Raw genomic sequence first — 20,070 nt, 5'->3', positions numbered from 1 at the left:
GGGTTCTTTTTTCTATCCCGCTCTTTTCAAACAACCGGCATGCTGATCATGGCATAAGCATAAAAAAAGACAGCGCTGGATATACTGTAAACAACCATACATCACCAAAAACAACAATGTAATACTCGTATGACATGACAAGGAAGTGAACCTTATGAATCGAAAAGGCGGGCTTTTTTCTCAAGAACGGGCAAAACAATATGTATCTCATACGGATTCTTCTGCTGCGAATCAAATACAAGCGATCCTTACTTCATCTTTACGTAAAGCAGCCGGCAGACCGTTAGTCACCGTGTGTATCGGCACAGATCGGTCGACCGGAGATTCATTAGGTCCGCTCGTAGGAACAAAGTTAGAAAAAATGAATTTAGGCAGATTGCACGTTTACGGCACGCTGTCAGATCCTGTTCACGCCGTCAATATGAAAGACAAGCTGAAAGATATTCAACATCTACATAAAAATCCGTTTATTATAGCGGTTGATGCTTGTTTAGGCCGCGTCAAAAGCGTAGGGTCATTTCAAATCGGCGATGGGCCGCTGAAGCCCGGAGCAGGTGTTCAAAAAGATCTTCCTGAAATCGGTGACGTCCATATCAATGGAATCGTCAATGTCAGCGGGTTTATGGAGTATTTTGTCCTGCAGAATACGAGGCTTCATCTTGTTATGAGCATGGCAAATGTTTTAGCAGAGGGGTTACAGCTGACAGATAAATCAGAAGGCCGGCAGGAACGGCTCAGTCCGTTTCATAAGTTGACAAGACGTATATAAAAAACCATCTTTTTTTAAAAAGATGGTTTTTACGCTTCTCTTTCAGACAATAGTTCTAGGATACGTTCAAGATCTTCATTTGAGAAAAACTCAATCTCAATCTTCCCTTTTTTCTTTTGTCTCTTTATATTTACTGTTGTTCCGAAATAATTTTGCAAATACGATTCCCGCTCTTTTAACACAACATCTTGAACAGGTTCTTTTTTCTTTGTTTCACGTGGAACATTGTTGTTTAACTGCTGAATCAGCTGCTCAAGCTGACGGACGTTCAGCTGTTCTTCAACCACTTTCTTCACAAGCGGCTCAAGCTTGTCTTTATTTTTCAAACCAAGCAAGGTTCTGCCGTGTCCCATGGATAACGTACCTTCTGCAATGAGGTTCTGGATGCTTTCCGGCAGCGTCAGCAGTCTTAAATGGTTGGCAATATGAGGCCTGCTTTTCCCGAGCCGTTTAGCGAGCTGTTCCTGGGTTAAATCCAAATGCTTCAGCAGTGAGTCATATGCCAGAGCTTCTTCAAGCGGTGATAAGTCTTCACGCTGAAGGTTTTCCAAAAGAGCGATTTCCCGCATCAGCGATTCAGATAAATCCCGCACGATAGCCGGCACTGTCTCTTTACCGGCAAGTTTTGCGGCGCGGTAACGGCGTTCGCCGGCTACAATATCATAGCCCTTCAATGATTTTCTCACGATAATGGGCTGAAGAATGCCATGCTGAATGATAGATTCCTTCAGTTCAGCTAATGACTCATCGTCAAATTGTTTTCTTGGCTGATAAGGATTGGGGCGTAAATCACTGATTTTAATCTCTTCCACTGTCTCTTCAGACAAATCAACCTGATTAAACAACGCGTTAATCCCTTTTCCGAGCCCGCCTTTAGCCATTCGCTGCCACTTCCTTTGCTAAATCTAAATATACTTCCGCACCTCTCGAACGCGGATCGTATAATATGATCGGCTTGCCGTGACTCGGCGCCTCACTTAAACGGACATTTCGAGGAATAATGGTTTGATACACTTTATCTCTAAAGTATTTCTTTACCTCTTCTATCACTTGAATGCCGAGATTCGTTCTGGCATCAAGCATCGTCAGAAGCACTCCTTCTATCATTAAATCGGTATTTAAATGTTTTTGCACAAGCCGAACTGTATTTAATAATTGACTCAATCCTTCAAGAGCGTAGTATTCGCACTGAACCGGGATAACGACTGAATCTGAAGCGGTAAGCGCATTAATCGTTAATAACCCGAGAGACGGAGGACAATCAATAATCATGTAATCGTAATTTTGTTTCACTGATTCTAATGCTCTTTTCAGCCTGACCTCCCGTGAGATCGTCGGAACCAATTCGATTTCCGCTCCCGCAAGCTGGATCGTGGCCGGAATGACATCTAAGTTCTCTACTGAAGTCGGTTTAATAATATCTGTAACATCTGCATCATCTACTAAAATGTCGTACACACAATGATCCACATCGGCTTTTTCAATCCCTAATCCGCTCGTTGCATTGCCCTGCGGATCAATATCAACAAGAAGAACCCTTTTACCTATGTAAGCCAAGCAAGCCCCCAGATTAACAGAAGTCGTCGTCTTCCCGACTCCGCCTTTTTGGTTCGTAATTGCTATGATTTTTCCCACGATGTCACCTACCTTCACATGAACATGTACTGTCTTGTTTCTATCTTATCAAAAAAAGAGTAAAGCGTTTTATTTTTTTCATAATTTGTTTATCAGCAAGTGAAAAAAATGTAAACGGAAAAGACACTTTCTAATATAAGTTCTCCGATAAAGTGACTTTTTTGACTGTAAAAAGACAATTCACGACACAAAAAGATAAAATTTTGCATATATAATGTATAGTGCACAATAAATCTATCATTATCTCAAAATAGTTTTTTGATTAAAATAAAAACTCCCCTGCTGATCAGGAGAGTTTTTATTTAGGTATCCGAATGGTAAGCTGGATGTACTCTTCGAATTCTTCTTCTTCAGTATTCAGTCTGACGCCGCTGTCTTCTACCATAGACAGTGACTGACGAATCGTATTCATCGCAATTCTTGTATCCCTGCTGAACGCTTTGCGTCTCGGCTTTGGTTTCTGCTTATTCTGTTCAAGCATTTTCACCACTCTGTCTTCCGTCTGCTTGACGTTTAAGCTTTTCTCAATGATTTCCGCAAGCAATGTAACCTGAAACTCCGGCTGTTTGAGCGGAATCAGTGCTCTTGCATGACGTTCCGTAATTTTTTTCTCCATAATCGCATCCTGGACGGGTTCCGGGAGCTTTAACAATCGGAGCTTGTTCGCAATCGTTGACTGGCCTTTTCCTAAGCGCTGCGCCAAGGCTTCCTGTGTTAAATCATGAAGTTCTAACAGCCTTGCGTACGCATGAGCTTCCTCAATGGAGGACAATTCTTCCCTTTGCAGGTTTTCAATCAAAGCGACAGATGCTGTTTCCGTATCAGAAAAATCTTTAATAATTGCGGGAATCTTCTCCCATTCAAGCGTCTGTACCGCTCTCCAGCGCCTTTCACCCGCAATGAGCTCATATTGTCCTTCATCTTCTGTATGTCTGACAACAATCGGCTGAATGATGCCGTGTGTATGGATAGTCATTGCTAACTCTTTGATTTTTTCATCTGAGAAAATGGTGCGTGGCTGAAAACGGTTGGGAACGATAGCATGTACCGGTATTTCGAGTATCTCTTCTTTGTTTGTATCATGCTCAGCTATCTCCGGTTCCTCTTCCTTCTCACCAAACCCGAAGAAACGAGAGAATGAATGCTTCATGTACCTACACCACCTTTAAAAACTGCCATTTTTATAATTCTATTTTCTCATGGTTTTTCCTGCTGTATCTTCATCAATTTTGCAGAAAATATGATGGAATTGTCACATCAGGCTGTCTAAATTACCCTTCAATTGGCGATTTATTTGGAGTACCCGGTTTTCTCGGATATTTTTTCGGAGTGCTTTTCGTCTTGCGAATGATCATGATGTTCCGTTCACTTTCTTCAACTGGAAGTGTAAAGGAATGAACTTGTTCAAGCTCTCCTCCCAATACTTTAATCGCCTTTTGCCCCGCTTTCAGCTCTTCATCAGCTGCTGCTGCTTTTAGTGCGGCAAATACGCCGTTTTTCTTGGCCAGCGGCAGACAAAGCTCACTCAGGACCGACAGACGCGCCACCGCACGGGCCGTCACGAGATCGAAGCTTTCCCGTACGTCTTTCCGCTGTCCGAATGTCTCCGCTCTGTCATGGACAAATGTCGTATGCTCTAATTGTAGAGCATCAGAGAGAGTTTCCAAAAACGTAATCCGCTTATTCAGTGAATCGACGATGGTGACATGCAGATGCGGGAAGCAGATTTTGATGGGCAGGCTTGGAAAACCGGCGCCGGCGCCGACATCACAAAGAGTGGTGACCTTTTCAAAATCAATATAAAATGCCGCCGTTATCGAATCATAAAAATGCTTGAGATAAACTTCCTTTTTCTCAGTGATGGATGTCAGATTCATTTTTTCGTTCCATTCCACGAGCATCCGGTAATACAACTCGAATTGCTCCAGCTGGCGGTCAGAAAGGGAAATCCCTTTCTCCGCTAAACTGGATGTAAATTCCTCTATATTCATGCCGTCATCCTTTCTATTCAGCTACCTTGGCAATACGGCCCTGCTCCAGGTATACCAGCAGGATTGAAATGTCTGCCGGATTGACGCCGGAAATACGGGACGCTTGAGCAACTGATAAAGGACGCACTTCTTTCAGCTTTTGACGGGCTTCAGTAGCAATTCCTTTAATGGCGTCATAATCAATCCGATCAGGGATTTTTTTGTTTTCCATTTTCTTCAGCTTTTCCACTTGCTGCAAGGATTTTTCGATATATCCTTCATATTTCACCTGAATTTCCACTTGTTCCGCCACATCTTGCGGAACCGGAGAATCTGCAGGCGCAAGTTTTGTCACTGTTTCATAGTTCATTTCCGGACGTTTCATTAAATCTGTGCCGCGCACTCCGTCTTTCAGCTCGCTTCCGCCGAGTGAACGGATATATTCCTGATTCTCAGGAGACGGCTTGATAATAACAGACCAGAGACGTTTTTTCTCTGCCTCGATCGCCGCTTTTTTCTTCTCAAACGCTTCATAGCGCTCATCAGAAATTAAGCCGATATCGTGGCCGATTTCCGTCAGACGAAGATCCGCGTTGTCGTGACGGAGCAGCAGTCTGTATTCCGCCCGTGAAGTCAGCAGACGGTACGGTTCATTGGTTCCTTTCGTTACCAAATCATCAATCAATACACCGATATAAGCATCGGAACGGCTGAGGATCACTTCTTCTTTTCCAAGCGCTTTGCGGCCTGCGTTGATCCCTGCCATAATTCCTTGCCCGGCTGCTTCCTCATAACCTGATGTACCGTTAATTTGACCGGCTGTGTACAGGTTAGGGATTTTTTTCGTCTCCAGTGTAGGCCAGAGCTGCGTCGGTACAATCGCGTCATACTCAATCGCGTATCCGGCTCTCATCATCTGCACCTTTTCCAGTCCCGGAATGGTCGCCAGCATCCGCTGCTGCACGTCCTCAGGAAGACTCGTGGATAAACCTTGAACGTATACTTCCTGCGTATTTCTGCCTTCCGGCTCAAGGAAAATCTGATGACGCGGTTTATCATTAAACCGAACGACTTTATCTTCAATCGAAGGGCAGTATCTCGGTCCCGTTCCTTTAATCATACCGGAATACATTGGCGAACGATGCAGGTTGCTGTCGATGATCTCATGAGTCTCAGGACTCGTGTAAGTCAGCCAGCAAGGCAGCTGATCGGTAATGTATTCAACCGTTTCATATGAGAAAGCGCGCGGAACCGGGTCCCCCGGCTGGATTTCTGTTTTGCTGTAATCAATGGAATCGCTTGAGACACGAGGAGGCGTACCCGTTTTAAAACGGACGAGATCAAAACCGAGCTCCTCTAAGTGCTCAGAAAGTTTAATAGACGGCTGCTGGTTATTCGGACCGCTTGAGTAAGACAAATCACCGAGAATGATCCGCCCTCTTAAATACGTTCCGGTTGTCAGCACGACCGTTTTTGCCTTATATTCAGCACCGGTTTGCGTAATGACACCGCGGCACTCCCCGTCTTCAATGATTAAACGCTCGGCAATCCCTTGAAGAAGTGTCAAATTCGGTGTTTTTTCCAGCGTATGCTTCATTTCGTGCTGATATTGGAATTTATCCGCCTGCGCACGCAGCGCCCGTACGGCCGGACCTTTTCCTGTATTCAGCATTCTCATTTGAATATGAGTTTTATCTATATTTCTAGCCATTTCTCCGCCGAGCGCGTCAATTTCGCGGACGACAATCCCTTTCGCGGGGCCGCCGACAGACGGATTACATGGCATAAACGCAACCATATCAAGATTAATCGTCAAAACAAGCGTTTTGGCTCCCTGGCGCGCGGATGCGAGGGCAGCCTCAACACCGGCATGCCCGGCGCCGATGACAATCACGTCGTATTGGCCTGCTTCATACCCCATGGTTTTTTCCTCCCTTTTATTTACCTAAACAAAATTGTGAAAAGAGCTGATCAATTAAGCTTTCGTGGACGGCATCACCGATGATTTCGCCCAGCAGTTCCCAGCACCTTGTCAAATCAATTTGGACCATATCAATCGGAACATCCTGTTCAATTCCGTTCAGCGCATCATCAATCGCTTGCTTTGCCTGATGCAGTATCGAGATATGACGGGTGTTGCTGACATAGGTGAGATCTCCGCTTTCGATCGCTCCTGTATAAAATAGCGACTGAATCGCTTCCTCTAAATCTTGAATGCCTTCTTCTTTCAGCAATGAGGTCGTGACGACAGGCCGGCCTTTCGCCAGTTCCTTGACGCGCTCAGCGTCAATCTTAGCCTCAAGGTCCGTCTTATTCATAATGACAATGACATCCATTCCCTCAACCGCTTCAAACAATTTCACATCTTCTTCAGAAAGCTCTTCGCTGTGGTTAAGCACAAGCAAAATGAGATCCGCTTCCTTCAGAACCTGCCGTGACCGTTCCACACCGATTCTTTCGACGATGTCTTCTGTCTCACGGATTCCGGCGGTATCGACAAGCCGAAGCGGCACGCCTCGGACATTGACATATTCCTCAATCACATCACGCGTCGTTCCCGGAATATCGGTTACGATCGCCTTCGTTTCATGGACAAGGCTGTTAAGCAGAGAGGATTTTCCGACGTTCGGACGGCCGATGATCACGGTAGACAGTCCCTCACGCAAAATTTTCCCCTGCTCAGACGTACGGAGCAGCGCCTCGATTTCTTTCTTCACGCCGCTTGCCTTCTCCACTAAAAGCTGATGCGTCATTTCTTCGACGTCATCATATTCCGGATAATCTATATTAACCTCAACATGGGCAAGTGTTTCTAACAACTCATCACGCAGACGGCGGACAAGCGCGGAAAGCCGTCCTTCCATCTGGTTCATGGCGACATTCATGGCACGGTCCGTTTTGGCCCTGATCAGATCCATCACCGCTTCCGCCTGTGATAGGTCAATCCGTCCGTTTAAAAATGCGCGCTTCGTAAACTCACCGGGTTCTGCCAGTCTCGCACCTTCTCTTAAAGCAAGCTGGAGCACCTGATTAACTGTCACAATACCTCCGTGACAATTGATTTCAATGACATCTTCCCTTGTGAATGTTCTGGGCGCTCTTAAAACAGACACCATGACTTCCTCAATAATCCGTCCCGTCGTGCTGTCCGCGATATGCCCGTAATGAATGGTATGCGATTCTGCCGAACTGAGCGTTTTGCCTTTCGGACCCTTGTACATTTTGTCGGCGATCTCTACGGCTTCCGGGCCGCTCAGCCGAACGATCGCGATCGCGCCTTCACCCATCGGAGTTGAAATCGCTGCAATTGTATCCATGCTGTTCACCTCTCTTTATCTCTGTTTCCATCTATATAAAAAATTTTATTTACGCCAAAATTAAAAGATAACATAGTTTGGTTTGAAGTGGAAGATACGTTATCCACAAAGGCAGAAATTCATCCCTTATTACTTTAACTTATCCACATGTGAATAACAATTAATTTTATTTCCTAAAACCTTTTTTATCAACAGCATAGACCGAAAAAGAAAAAACTTAAACGCAAAAAATGCGATTCTGCTTAGGAATAGAGCCATTTTTACCAATAAAAAAACCGAAGTTCCGATTTTACCCGGACTTCGGTTTTCTGCTATCTTTATGGGAAATAACGAGATGGCGGTACCGGCCTTCACCGGTAGAAAACGTTTTGATATTTGGATGCTTTGACAGAGCATCATGGATGATTTTTCTTTCACCTGACGGCATCGGTTCTAAATGCACATCTTTTTTCGTTTTCGACACTTGCTTGGCCAGCCTGTTTGCCAGCTGATCCAGAATTTCTCTTCTTTTCCGCCGATAATTCTCAGCGTCGACAACGGCTTGGCGATACTGGCCTGAGCCGCGGTTCAAAACAAGCTGCGTCAATGTTTCCAGGGCATTGAGTGTTTGTCCTCTTTTGCCAATAAGCAGCGCCGCTTTTTCACCTTTAATGTGAAAACAGACTGTTTTCTTGTTTTCTTCCGTAACAATCTCAGAAGGCCCGGCAATGGAATGGATGATTTCTTCCAAATACACTTTCGCTTCATGAACAGGATTTTTTTTCTCTTCCAGTTCTACGATCGCATTCTTTTTTCCGAAAATACCCAAAAACCCTTTGTATTCTTCTTGCACCACCGTTATTTCTACTTGATCTTTCGTCAGTTGAAGTTCCTGAAGGCCTGATTGAACTGCTTCTTCGACATTCCGTCCCGCAGCAGTCACCTTCTTCACTTTTTCTTTCCTCCCGCTTTCTGCGTTTCCGGATCGTGTTTAATGTCAGGTCCTTTAATAAGGAATGTCTGAGCAATCATAAACAGGTTTCCGACTACCCAATACAGAGAAAGCGCGCTCGGGAAGTTGATCGCAAATACGATAATCATGATCGGCATAATCCATACCATCATTGCCATTTGAGGATTCTGAGTCGGATTTCCGGCCATCATCAGCTTCTGCTGGACAAAAGTGGCCACACCGGCAACGATAGGAAGAATATAGTAAGGATCCTTCTCTCCTAGGTCAAACCATAAAAAGCTGTGCTGTGAAATGGCTTGCGTACGCATAATGGCGTGGTAGAATCCGATCAAAATCGGCATTTGAATCAGGATCGGGAAACATCCCGCCAGCGGGTTTACCCCGTGCTTTGAAAACAGGGCCATCGTTTCCTGCTGAAGCTTCTGCTGCGTTTTTTGATCTTTAGAGCTGTATTTTTCTCTGAGCTTCTGCATTTCAGGCTGCAGCGCCTGCATTGCTTTTGAGCTTCGAAGCTGCTTGATCATCAGCGGCAGAATCAGCAGACGAATTAAAATCGTAACGATGATGATCGATAAACCATAGTTATCGCCCGTCAGTTTCGCTACGTACGTAATAACTTCTGACAATGGATACACAACATATTTGTCCCAGAAATGCGGACTATTCGCCGTAATCGGCTCTTTCACACTCGAGCACCCGGCCAGCAGCACGAGCATACCGACCATACTCAGTAGTAACCATATTCTCCTTTTCAAGAACGTTTCCTCCTATACCAATCTTTATGAACCTTGTATGTATTTTAGCATCTTTCAGTTTCAAATGGCGTTCATTTTTCGCCAAATAAAAGGAAGCGCTTTTAAAAACGTGAAGAAAACAAAATATGAGCTATTTTGACGAAGATTTCTTATATAATGAGGTTTTTCTGAATAAGTGCTGCAGACTCTTTTTCGTTTCTTCAAAACTGAGGTCGCCGGCGGGTTTTCTTGCGATAATAATAAAATCTTTCGGCTTGAGCAGCTCTTTTTCCTCCTGAACAGCCTGTCTGATTAACCGCTTCACCCGATTGCGCACGACGGCATTGCCGATTTTTTTACTGACAGAAAGCCCTACCCGGAGCTCTTCCTGTTTCGGCTGATCAAGCGTATACAGCACGAACTGGCGGTTTGCCATAGACGTTCCGCGTTTAAACACTTTTTGAAAATCTTCATTTTTCTTTAACCGATTTCGCTTCTTCACTTTAATTCACTCCGATATTCACTCGCAGAAACTTTTATTTCTATCTAAAAAAAACGGGCCGCCGGAATACTGAAGAAATTTCTCCAGTACCGGGCGACGCATGACATCTCACTCTCTTAATGTGAAAAAAGACCACTGACATTATTCAGTGGCCTAAGCTGATAATACTTTTCTGCCTTTGCGGCGACGGCGTGCTAATACTAGACGACCGTTTTTTGAACTCATACGGCTTCTGAAGCCATGAACTTTACTGCGTTTACGGTTATTCGGTTGGAATGTTCTTTTCATTTATGACACCTCCCTCGAGGAATAGCTGTTAAAGACAGTCTTACTTATTATATTTGTGCTGCCTATTCATTGTCAACTTCAGCAGTGCTTTTATTTCTTACAACCATAATAGGATAACATACCTTAACCAGTTTAGAAACCTTATTTTTCATATTCCTTTTTTTAACGCAAAAAAAAAAGCCGTGCTCCCCCGAAAAAACGACATGTGGATAATTTTTTTGCCTTTTTTTAATATCCACAGTCGTTATCGACAACATTTTCACATTGCTAACTCCTGTGGACAAAGATTTTTCAACAAGTTGTCAGGTTTGTGGATAAGATTACGAGAACCATTGCAAGTCCTCGCTTAATTTGATATTATATTTGTGTTTTAACTCTTAATTACTTATCCAGCCCATTCTCTTTATCCACAAACTGTGGATAAGTTGTGGATTGTTTTCACACAGCTTGTGTAGATTGTTGTCCACAACTTGTGGAATTTGTCGAAAAGCTGTTTTTCTACTATACTATATGTTTTCAACATTTCGTGTGTACGAATGGTCAGAGCCATATGCTCTTTTTTTGTGTTCTATAACAGGGAAAGGGCGCTGATTTTTAAAGAAAAGGAGGGCTGTGCCGGATAATGGAGAATATATTAGATCTTTGGAATCAAGCTCTAGCTCAAATTGAGAAAAAGCTAAGCAAACCGAGTTTCGAAACTTGGATGAAGTCGACGAAAGCCCATTCGCTGCAAGGGGATACCTTAACCATCACCGCTCCCAATGAATTTGCCAGAGACTGGCTGGAGTCCAGGTACTTACATCTCATTGCAGATACCATATACGAATTAACCGGGGAAGAGTTGAGCGTCAAATTTGTCATTCCTCAAAATCAGGAGGAAGAAAACTTTTTACCGAAACCGCAAGTGAAAAAAGCGGCAAAAGAGGAACCGTCTGATTTTCCCCAAAGCATGCTCAACCCGAAATATACATTCGACACATTCGTCATCGGATCGGGAAACCGATTCGCCCATGCAGCATCACTGGCTGTGGCGGAAGCACCCGCTAAAGCGTACAACCCTTTATTTATATACGGGGGAGTCGGCTTAGGAAAAACCCACTTAATGCACGCGATCGGCCATTATGTCATTGATCATAATCCTTCAGCCAAAGTGGTGTACCTGTCTTCTGAAAAATTCACAAATGAATTCATCAACTCAATCCGCGATAATAAAGCCGTTGATTTCCGCAACCGCTACCGGAACGTTGATGTACTTTTGATAGATGATATTCAATTTTTAGCCGGAAAAGAACAAACACAGGAAGAGTTTTTCCATACATTCAACACGCTTCATGAAGAAAGCAAACAAATCGTGATTTCCAGCGACAGACCGCCGAAAGAGATCCCGACCCTTGAAGACCGCCTGCGTTCGCGGTTCGAATGGGGATTGATTACGGATATCACACCGCCGGATCTGGAAACGCGGATTGCCATCCTGAGAAAAAAAGCGAAGGCGGAAGGCCTTGATATTCCGAACGAGGTCATGCTTTACATCGCGAATCAGATTGACAGCAACATCCGCGAACTGGAAGGGGCATTAATCCGGGTTGTCGCCTATTCATCTTTAATCAATAAAGACATTAACGCAGACCTGGCTGCAGAAGCATTGAAAGATATTATTCCGTCTTCTAAGCCGAAGGTCATTACGATAAAAGAGATTCAGCGGATTGTCGGACAGCAGTTCAACATTAAGCTTGAAGATTTCAAAGCGAAAAAGCGCACGAAATCCGTGGCGTTCCCAAGACAAATTGCGATGTATCTTTCAAGAGAAATGACGGATTCTTCTTTGCCTAAAATCGGGGAAGAATTTGGCGGCAGAGACCATACAACCGTCATTCACGCCCATGAAAAGATTTCAAAACTGCTGATTGATGACGAGCAGCTTCAGCAGCAGGTGAAAGAAATAAAAGAACTGCTTAAATAATAGTGCCCTCGGATGAATCGGGGAAAGTGTGAATAACTTTTTCATAGCCATACACAGTCTGTCCACATGTGGATAGGCTGTGTTTCCTGTCTTTTTCACAACTTATCCACAAATCCACAGGCCCTACTATTACTACTGCTATTTTTAAAATATATTAATTATATTATCCGTTAGGAGGATAAACATGAAATTTACGATTCAAAAAGATCGGTTAGTCGAAAGTGTACAAGACGTTCTAAAAGCCGTTTCATCCAGAACCACAATTCCCATTCTCACCGGTATTAAGATCGTCGCCTCAGATGAAGGAGTATCTTTCACAGGAAGTGACTCTGATATTTCAATCGAGTCATTCATTCCGAAAGAAGATGATGATAAAGAAATCGTGACGATCGATCAGCCGGGAAGTATCGTGCTGCAAGCGCGTTTCTTCAGCGAAATCGTTAAAAAACTTCCGATGGCGACTGTTGAAATCGAAGTTCAAAATCAATATTTAACGATTATCCGTTCCGGAAAAGCCGAATTTAATTTAAACGGCCTTGATGCAGATGAATATCCGCATCTGCCGCAAATCGAAGAGCATCACGCCATTCAGATTCCGACGGATCTTTTGAAAAACCTGATTCGCCAAACCGTGTTCGCGGTGTCCGCCTCAGAAACACGCCCTATCTTGACAGGTGTAAACTGGAAAGTCGAAAACGGTGAATTATTATGCACTGCCACGGATAGCCACCGACTCGCTTTAAGAAAGGCGAAGCTTGATATTCCGGAAGACAGCTCTTATAACGTGGTCATTCCCGGGAAAAGCTTAACCGAGCTGAGCAAAATTCTTGATGACAACCAAGAACTGGTTGATATCGTCATTACAGAAACCCAAGTTCTGTTCAAAGCGAAAAACGTATTGTTCTTCTCAAGATTGCTTGACGGAAACTATCCGGACACGACCAGCTTAATTCCGCAGGAAAGCAAAACGGAAATCGTCGTGAACACGAAGGAATTTTTACAGGCGATAGACCGTGCTTCTTTATTGGCGAGAGAAGGCCGCAACAACGTTGTAAAGCTTTCTGCCAAACCGGCGGATTCGCTGGAGATTTCATCAAATTCTCCGGAAATCGGGAAAGTGGTCGAAGCTGTTCTGGCTGACCAGATTGACGGCGAGGAATTAAATATTTCATTCAGTCCAAAATATATGATGGACGCACTGAAAGTACTTGAAGGAGCGGACATCCGTATCAGTTTTACGGGAGCGATGAGACCGTTTCTTATCCGTACGCCGAATGATGAAACCATCGTTCAGCTCATCCTTCCGGTCAGAACGTATTAATCAAACAGAATGTGCTGCCGGCTTAGTTCGGCAGCTTTTCTATTCATCAGCCGCTCCCTCAAGTTTTCCCTTTCCTTATTTCAGGATTTTTTAGTACAATTAGATATTAGTGATATTTGAAAGAGGTCGATAATATGGCAAATCCGATTTCGATTGATACAGAAATGATTACGCTTGGCCAGTTTTTAAAATTAGCCGATGTGATTCAGTCCGGCGGCATGGCGAAGTGGTTTCTGAGCGAGCATGAGGTGACTGTCAACAATGAACCTGACAATCGCCGCGGCAGAAAGCTTTACGTTGGAGACGTGGTCGCGATTGAAGGATTTGGTTCATTTCAAGTCGTCAATTAAAGCGGGTGACAGCGGTTGTATATCCAAAATTTAGAATTAACATCCTACCGTAATTATGAGCGCACTGAGCTTCAATTCGAAAACAAGGTGAATGTGATCATCGGGGAAAATGCCCAAGGCAAAACCAATCTGATGGAAGCCATCTATGTCCTTTCGATGGCAAAATCACACCGCACCTCAAATGACAAAGAACTTATACGGTGGGACGAAGACTATGCTAAAATAGAAGGAAGAGTGATGAAGCGAAACGGGGATATCCCGATGCAGCTTGTCATCTCCAAAAAAGGTAAAAAGGGCAAGGTCAATCATATAGAGCAGCAAAAACTCAGTCAGTATGTCGGGGCGCTGAACACCATTATGTTTGCCCCTGAGGATTTAAATCTCGTCAAAGGAAGCCCCCAGGTGAGGAGGAGATTTCTCGATATGGAGATCGGGCAGGTTTCTGCCGTTTATCTGTATGATTTATCTCTTTATCAAAAAATCCTTTCACAGCGGAATCATTTTCTGAAACAGCTGCAAAGCCGGAAACAGACTGACCGGACCATGCTTGACGTTCTCACTGATCAGCTGATTGAAGCAGCCGCAAAAGTTGTCGCCAAACGTCTGCAGTTTACGGCGCAGCTTGAAAAATGGGCGCAGCCGATCCATTCCGGCATTTCCCGGGGACTTGAAGAACTGACGCTTAAGTATCACACGGCGCTTGATGTATCAGATCCCAAAGATTTGTCGAAAATAGGTAACAGCTACCAGGAGTCTTTTTCGAAATTAAAAGAAAAAGAAATAGAACGAGGCGTCACATTATTCGGACCGCATCGGGATGATGTCCTTTTTTATGTGAACGGACGCGATGTGCAGACGTACGGTTCACAGGGACAGCAGCGTACGACGGCTTTGTCTTTGAAGCTGGCCGAAATAGATTTGATTCATGAAGAAATCGGAGAATACCCCATTTTACTTTTGGATGATGTACTAAGCGAGCTGGATGATTACCGACAGTCCCATTTGCTTCATACGATCCAAGGCCGTGTGCAGACATTTGTCACCACGACAAGCGTGGATGGCATTGACCACGATACCTTACATCAAGCAGGAATGTTCCGTGTGGAAAACGGTACGTTAGTGAAGTGAAGAAATGAGGTGAGCGATTGTATATTCATTTAGGTGACGACTTTGTCGTTTCAACACGCGATATCGTCGGCATTTTTGACTGCAAGGTCAATGTATCGCCGATCGTTGAAGAATTTCTGGACAGACAGAAAGAAAAAGTAGTGCCGTCCGTAAACGGCACGCCAAAGTCTATCGTAGTCACGACTGAGAATATATATTACTCTCCCTTATCTTCCGGCACACTGAAGAAACGTGCGCAATTTATGTTAGAAATAGATTCTTAGCGGATCTTTACAATGAATATATCGTTTAAGAAAAGTGTAGGTGAATGTGCATGGCTATGGAACAGCAGCAAAATAGTTATGATGAGAATCAGATACAGGTATTAGAAGGTTTGGAAGCTGTTCGAAAGAGACCGGGGATGTACATCGGATCAACTAACAGCAAAGGCCTTCACCACTTGGTGTGGGAAATCGTCGACAACAGTATTGACGAAGCCCTGGCCGGTTATTGTACAGATATTAACATCGAGATTGAAAAAGATAACAGCATTACCGTTAAGGACAACGGGCGCGGAATTCCGGTCGGTATCCAGGAGAAGATGGGCCGCCCTGCGGTTGAAGTCATCATGACCGTTCTCCACGCCGGCGGTAAATTTGACGGAAGCGGATATAAAGTATCCGGCGGTCTTCACGGTGTAGGGGCGTCTGTCGTAAACGCCTTGTCGACCACTCTTGACGTTACGGTTCATCGTGACGGAAAAATCCACTATCAGGCGTACGAGCGCGGTGTACCTGTGGCCGATCTTGAAGTGATCGGTGATACTGATAAGACCGGAACGATTACGCACTTCGTTCCGGATCCGGAAATCTTCAAAGAAACAATCGTATACGACTATGATCTGCTTTCAAACCGTGTCCGGGAATTGGCCTTCCTGACAAAAGGCGTAAACATCACGATTGAAGACAAACGTGAAGGACAAGAACGGAAAAACGAGTACCACTACGAAGGCGGAATCAAAAGCTATGTTGAGTACTTAAACCGTTCCAAAGAAGTCGTTCATGAAGAGCCGATTTATATCGAAGGCGAGAAAGACGGCATAACGGTTGAAGTTGCATTGCAATACAACGACAGCTATACAAGCAATATTTATTCTTTCACGAATAATATCAACACATACGAAGGCGGGACGCACGAAGCCGGATTTAAAACCGGTCTGACCCGTGTCATAAACGACTATGCAAGAAGAAAAGGGATTTTCAAAGAAAATGATCCGAATTTAAGCGGGGATGATGTGAGAGAAGGGCTGACTGCCATTATTTCAATTAAGCACCCTGATCCGCAATTCGAAGGGCAGACGAAAACCAAGCTCGGCAACTCCGAAGCGAGAACGATCACTGATACGCTGTTTTCTTCTGCGCTGGAAACATTCCTTCTTGAAAATCCGGACTCAGCCCGCAAAATCGTTGAAAAAGGTTTAATGGCCGCAAGAGCGCGGATGGCAGCGAAAAAAGCGCGGGAATTGACCCGGCGCAAAAGTGCGCTTGAGATTTCCAATCTGCCGGGCAAACTGGCGGACTGTTCTTCTAAAGATCCGAGCATTTCCGAGCTGTATATCGTAGAGGGTGACTCTGCGGGCGGATCAGCGAAACAGGGACGGGACCGTCATTTCCAAGCTATTCTGCCGCTGCGCGGTAAGATTCTGAACGTTGAGAAAGCCAGACTTGATAAGATTCTCTCAAACAATGAGGTCAGATCAATGATCACGGCCCTCGGAACAGGAATCGGAGAAGATTTTAATCTTGAAAAAGCGCGTTATCATAAAGTGGTCATCATGACGGATGCCGATGTTGACGGCGCCCACATCAGAACGCTTTTATTAACGTTCTTCTACAGATACATGCGGGAAATCATCGAAAACGGCTATGTCTACATTGCCCAGCCGCCGCTTTATAAAGTGCAGCAGGGAAAACGGGTGGAATACGCTTATAACGATAAGCAGCTTGATGAGCTGTTAAAAGAGCTTCCGCAATCACCTAAGCCCGGCCTCCAGCGTTATAAAGGTCTTGGAGAAATGAACGCGACTCAGCTTTGGGAAACGACAATGGACCCTGCGACCAGAACGCTTCTGCAAGTCAATCTTGAAGATGCAATGGACGCTGACGAGACTTTTGAAATGCTGATGGGTGACAAAGTAGAACCGCGGAGAAACTTCATAGAAGCAAACGCCAGATACGTAAAAAATCTTGATATTTAACCAAGAAAGCCTTATTTTCGTTAAGAAATAAGGCTTTTTTCTCAAAGCGGCTTCTAAAGCCTCTGAAAACCCGCAAAACCCGTATATTCTACTAAATTAATGTGTATAAACACAAGTTTATTGATATAATGGAGAATAGTGAAATCGTATTGAAGATCATAATGGACAATCTACTCCCACATTATTTCATGTGATACTTCAGGGAGGTTTTTTTAATGAGTGAACAAAACACACCACAAGTACGTGAAGTCAATATCAGTCAGGAAATGCGGACATCCTTCCTGGACTATGCAATGAGCGTTATCGTATCCCGGGCGCTTCCGGATGTGCGTGACGGTCTGAAGCCGGTTCACAGGCGGATTTTGTACGCGATGAATGATTTAGGCATGACCAGTGACAAACCATATAAAAAATCTGCCCGTATCGTCGGTGAAGTTATCGGTAAGTACCACCCGCACGGTGACTCAGCGGTTTACGAATCAATGGTCAGAATGGCGCAGGATTTTAACTACCGCTACATGCTTGTTGACGGACACGGCAACTTCGGTTCGGTTGACGGCGACTCAGCGGCCGCGATGCGTTACACAGAAGCGAGAATGTCAAAAATCGCAATGGAAATCCTTCGGGACATTACGAAAGATACGATTGATTATCAAGATAACTATGACGGCGCAGAAAGAGAACCTGTCGTCATGCCTTCGAGATTTCCGAATCTGCTCGTCAACGGAGCTGCCGGTATTGCGGTCGGAATGGCGACAAATATTCCTCCGCATCAGCTTGGGGAAGTCATTGAAGGCGTACTTGCCGTAAGTGAGAATCCTGAGATTACAAACCAGGAGCTGATGGAATACATCCCGGGCCCGGATTTTCCGACTGCAGGTCAGATTTTAGGCCGGAGCGGCATCCGCAAGGCATATGAATCCGGACGGGGATCCATTACGATCCGGGCTAAGGCTGAAATCGAAGAGACATCATCGGGAAAAGAAAGAATTATTGTCACGGAACTTCCTTATCAGGTGAACAAAGCGAGATTAATTGAAAAAATCGCAGATCTTGTCCGGGACAAAAAAATCGAAGGAATTACCGATCTGCGTGACGAATCCGACCGTAACGGAATGAGAATCGTCATTGAGATCCGCCGTGACGCCAATGCTCACGTCATTTTGAATAACCTGTACAAACAAACGGCCCTGCAGACGTCTTTCGGAATCAACCTGCTGGCGCTCGTTGACGGACAGCCGAAGGTACTAAGCCTGAAACAATGTCTGGAGCATTATCTTGATCACCAAAAGGTTGTGATCCGGCGCAGAACGGCTTACGAACTCCGCAAAGCGGAAGCGAGAGCTCACATTCTGGAAGGTTTAAGAATTGCTCTCGATCATTTAGATGCCGTTATTTCTCTTATCCGCAATTCCCAGACGGCTGAAATTGCGAGAACAGGTTTGATCGAACAATTCTCACTGACTGAAAAACAAGCGCAAGCCATTCTGGATATGCGCCTTCAGCGATTAACCGGTCTGGAGCGCGAAAAGATTGAAGAGGAATATCAATCACTTGTTGCGCTTATCGCCGAGCTGAAAGATATTTTAGCCAATGAAGCAAGAGTTCTTGAGATCATCCGTGAAGAACTTAATGAAATCAAAGAGCGTTTCAATGATGAGAGACGCACTGAAATCGTGACGTCCGGTCTTGAAACAATTGAAGATGAAGATCTTATCGAGAGAGAAAATATCGTCATCACACTGACCCATAACGGCTATGTTAAACGTCTCCCGGCGTCCACATACCGCAGCCAAAAACGGGGCGGAAAAGGCGTACAGGGAATGGGAACGAATGAAGATGACTTTGTGGAACACTTAATTTCCACATCAACGCACGATACGATCCTGTTCTTCTCTAATAAAGGGAAGGTATACCGTTCTAAAGGATATGAAATCCCTGAATACGGCCGTACGGCAAAAGGCATTCCGATTATTAACCTTCTGGAGGTTGAAAAAGGCGAATGGATTAATGCTATTATTCCGGTCAGCACGTTTGATGAGGAGCAATACCTCTTCTTTACGACCAAACAAGGGGTGTCGAAACGTACGGCACTGTCCCAGTTTGCGAATATACGGAATAACGGGCTGATCGCCCTAGGTCTCCGGGAAGACGATGAACTGATGGCCGTCCGCCTGACTGACGGCAAGAAACAAATCATCATCGGAACGAAGAACGGTTTGCTGATCCGTTTCCCTGAAGCAGATGTAAGACAAATGGGACGCACAGCTGCGGGTGTTAAAGGCATCACGCTGACAGACGATGATGTCGTTGTAGGCATGGAGATTCTTGAAGAAGACTCCCACGTCCTCATAGTGACAGAAAACGGCTACGGCAAACGCACGCCGGCTTCAGAATACAGAGTTCAAAGCCGGGGCGGAAAAGGCCTTAAAACATGTAAAATCACTGACAGCAACGGTCCGTTAGTAACCGTGAAAGCAACAAAAGGCGAAGAGGACTTAATGATTATTACGGCAAGCGGCGTGTTAATCAGAATGGATATTAATGATATCTCCACTACGGGACGCGTAACACAAGGCGTCCGTCTGATCCGCATGTCTGATCAAGAGCATGTAGCCACTGTGGCGCTTGTGGAAAAGAATGAAGAAGAGCCGGAAGAAACGGAAGAAGTATAAACGTAGAAGCGCAGCTGTAGCAGGCTGCGCTTTTACTATATAAAGAAATGAAAAAAAGCTTTGACACATAGTGATGATGCTGATATAATCATTTTTGTTGTCTTTTTAATAGAAAGGCAAGCCTAGCGAAAATATTTTTTAAAAAAGTATTGACCTAGCAAACTGAAAATGTTATGATTAAGAGGTCGCTTCGAGAGAAGCAACAAAGTTCTTTGAAAACTAAACAAGAC

General features: G+C 44.6%; 18 protein-coding genes. 8 read left to right on the top strand and 10 right to left on the bottom strand.

All coding sequences use genetic code 11. From position 1 onward, the window contains the following. Positions 1 to 154: 154 nt before the first annotated feature. On the top strand, positions 155 to 769 hold the full coding sequence (yyaC, locus tag V7728_RS14470) for a spore protease YyaC (RefSeq protein ID WP_004392969.1): 615 nt from the start codon (positions 155 to 157) through the stop codon (positions 767 to 769). 29 nt (positions 770 to 798) lie between these two features. On the opposite strand, the gene V7728_RS14465 is transcribed toward yyaC, so the two are convergent. The 10 genes from V7728_RS14465 to rpmH form a co-directional block, all read right to left on the bottom strand. After that, complete coding sequence (locus V7728_RS14465) at positions 799 to 1,650, bottom strand: ParB/RepB/Spo0J family partition protein (protein WP_012118944.1); 852 nt, start codon at positions 1,648 to 1,650, stop codon at positions 799 to 801. Next, positions 1,643 to 2,404 carry a sporulation initiation inhibitor protein Soj gene (soj, locus tag V7728_RS14460; RefSeq protein ID WP_007409899.1) on the bottom strand — a complete coding sequence of 254 codons (762 nt, stop codon included), beginning with the start codon at positions 2,402 to 2,404 and terminating at the stop codon, positions 1,643 to 1,645. The genes V7728_RS14465 and soj overlap by 8 nt, the downstream gene beginning before the upstream one ends. 298 nt (positions 2,405 to 2,702) lie before the next feature. Beyond that, a complete protein-coding gene (gene noc, locus V7728_RS14455) occupies positions 2,703 to 3,554 on the bottom strand; it encodes a nucleoid occlusion protein (protein ID WP_007409900.1) in 852 nt (283 codons plus the stop codon). A 121-nt stretch (positions 3,555 to 3,675) separates the two neighbouring features. Beyond that, a complete protein-coding gene (rsmG, locus tag V7728_RS14450) occupies positions 3,676 to 4,395 on the bottom strand; it encodes a 16S rRNA (guanine(527)-N(7))-methyltransferase RsmG (protein WP_007409901.1) in 720 nt (239 codons plus the stop codon). A 13-nt stretch (positions 4,396 to 4,408) separates the two neighbouring features. Beyond that, a complete protein-coding gene (gene mnmG / locus V7728_RS14445) occupies positions 4,409 to 6,295 on the bottom strand; it encodes a tRNA uridine-5-carboxymethylaminomethyl(34) synthesis enzyme MnmG (RefSeq protein ID WP_007615086.1) in 1,887 nt (628 codons plus the stop codon). A gap of 16 nt (positions 6,296 to 6,311) precedes the next feature. Then, entirely contained in the window at positions 6,312 to 7,691 is a 1,380-nt protein-coding gene (mnmE, locus tag V7728_RS14440; RefSeq protein ID WP_007615094.1) for a tRNA uridine-5-carboxymethylaminomethyl(34) synthesis GTPase MnmE, read from the bottom strand. Between the two features lie 289 nt (positions 7,692 to 7,980). Further along, positions 7,981 to 8,622, bottom strand: coding sequence for an RNA-binding cell elongation regulator Jag/EloR (jag, locus tag V7728_RS14435; RefSeq protein WP_015240992.1), 642 nt, complete (start codon positions 8,620 to 8,622; stop codon positions 7,981 to 7,983). Next, positions 8,619 to 9,368, bottom strand: a complete 750-nt coding sequence (gene spoIIIJ, locus V7728_RS14430; RefSeq protein ID WP_007409906.1) for a YidC family membrane integrase SpoIIIJ — start codon at positions 9,366 to 9,368, stop codon at positions 8,619 to 8,621. Before spoIIIJ ends, jag begins: the two co-directional genes overlap by 4 nt. A gap of 160 nt (positions 9,369 to 9,528) precedes the next feature. Further along, positions 9,529 to 9,879 carry a ribonuclease P protein component gene (gene rnpA, locus V7728_RS14425; protein WP_004392944.1) on the bottom strand — a complete coding sequence of 117 codons (351 nt, stop codon included), beginning with the start codon at positions 9,877 to 9,879 and terminating at the stop codon, positions 9,529 to 9,531. 153 nt (positions 9,880 to 10,032) lie between these two features. Continuing rightward, entirely contained in the window at positions 10,033 to 10,167 is a 135-nt protein-coding gene (gene rpmH, locus V7728_RS14420; protein ID WP_003178075.1) for a 50S ribosomal protein L34, read from the bottom strand. A 622-nt stretch (positions 10,168 to 10,789) separates the two neighbouring features. On the opposite strand from rpmH, the gene dnaA reads away from it, so the two are divergent. The 7 genes from dnaA to gyrA all read left to right on the top strand — a co-directional run bounded on the left by dnaA (position 10,790) and on the right by gyrA (position 19,840). Beyond that, positions 10,790 to 12,130, top strand: coding sequence for a chromosomal replication initiator protein DnaA (gene dnaA / locus V7728_RS14415; protein ID WP_099566346.1), 1,341 nt, complete (start codon positions 10,790 to 10,792; stop codon positions 12,128 to 12,130). A 184-nt stretch (positions 12,131 to 12,314) separates the two neighbouring features. Continuing rightward, entirely contained in the window at positions 12,315 to 13,451 is a 1,137-nt protein-coding gene (gene dnaN, locus V7728_RS14410; protein ID WP_007409909.1) for a DNA polymerase III subunit beta, read from the top strand. Positions 13,452 to 13,585: 134 nt separating this feature from the next. After that, positions 13,586 to 13,801 (top strand): ribosome maturation protein RlbA, encoded by a 216-nt coding sequence (gene rlbA, locus V7728_RS14405; RefSeq protein WP_004392910.1) that lies wholly within the window; start codon positions 13,586 to 13,588, stop codon positions 13,799 to 13,801. A 15-nt stretch (positions 13,802 to 13,816) separates the two neighbouring features. After that, positions 13,817 to 14,929 carry a DNA replication/repair protein RecF gene (gene recF, locus V7728_RS14400; RefSeq protein WP_099566347.1) on the top strand — a complete coding sequence of 371 codons (1,113 nt, stop codon included), beginning with the start codon at positions 13,817 to 13,819 and terminating at the stop codon, positions 14,927 to 14,929. A 17-nt stretch (positions 14,930 to 14,946) separates the two neighbouring features. Beyond that, positions 14,947 to 15,192, top strand: coding sequence for an extracellular matrix regulator RemB (remB, locus tag V7728_RS14395; protein WP_004392908.1), 246 nt, complete (start codon positions 14,947 to 14,949; stop codon positions 15,190 to 15,192). Between the two features lie 56 nt (positions 15,193 to 15,248). Further along, positions 15,249 to 17,165, top strand: coding sequence for a DNA topoisomerase (ATP-hydrolyzing) subunit B (gene gyrB / locus V7728_RS14390; RefSeq protein ID WP_011996153.1), 1,917 nt, complete (start codon positions 15,249 to 15,251; stop codon positions 17,163 to 17,165). A 215-nt stretch (positions 17,166 to 17,380) separates the two neighbouring features. Beyond that, entirely contained in the window at positions 17,381 to 19,840 is a 2,460-nt protein-coding gene (gyrA, locus tag V7728_RS14385; RefSeq protein WP_015239009.1) for a DNA gyrase subunit A, read from the top strand. The last annotated feature ends 230 nt before the right edge of the window (positions 19,841 to 20,070 follow it).

The sequence above is a fragment of the Bacillus sp. JHAA genome, from assembly GCF_036961585.1.
Taxonomy (GTDB): domain Bacteria; phylum Bacillota; class Bacilli; order Bacillales; family Bacillaceae; genus Bacillus; species Bacillus velezensis.
The sequence above is the reverse complement of the archived record's forward strand: the minus strand, read 5'-3'. Positions and strand labels throughout refer to the sequence as shown.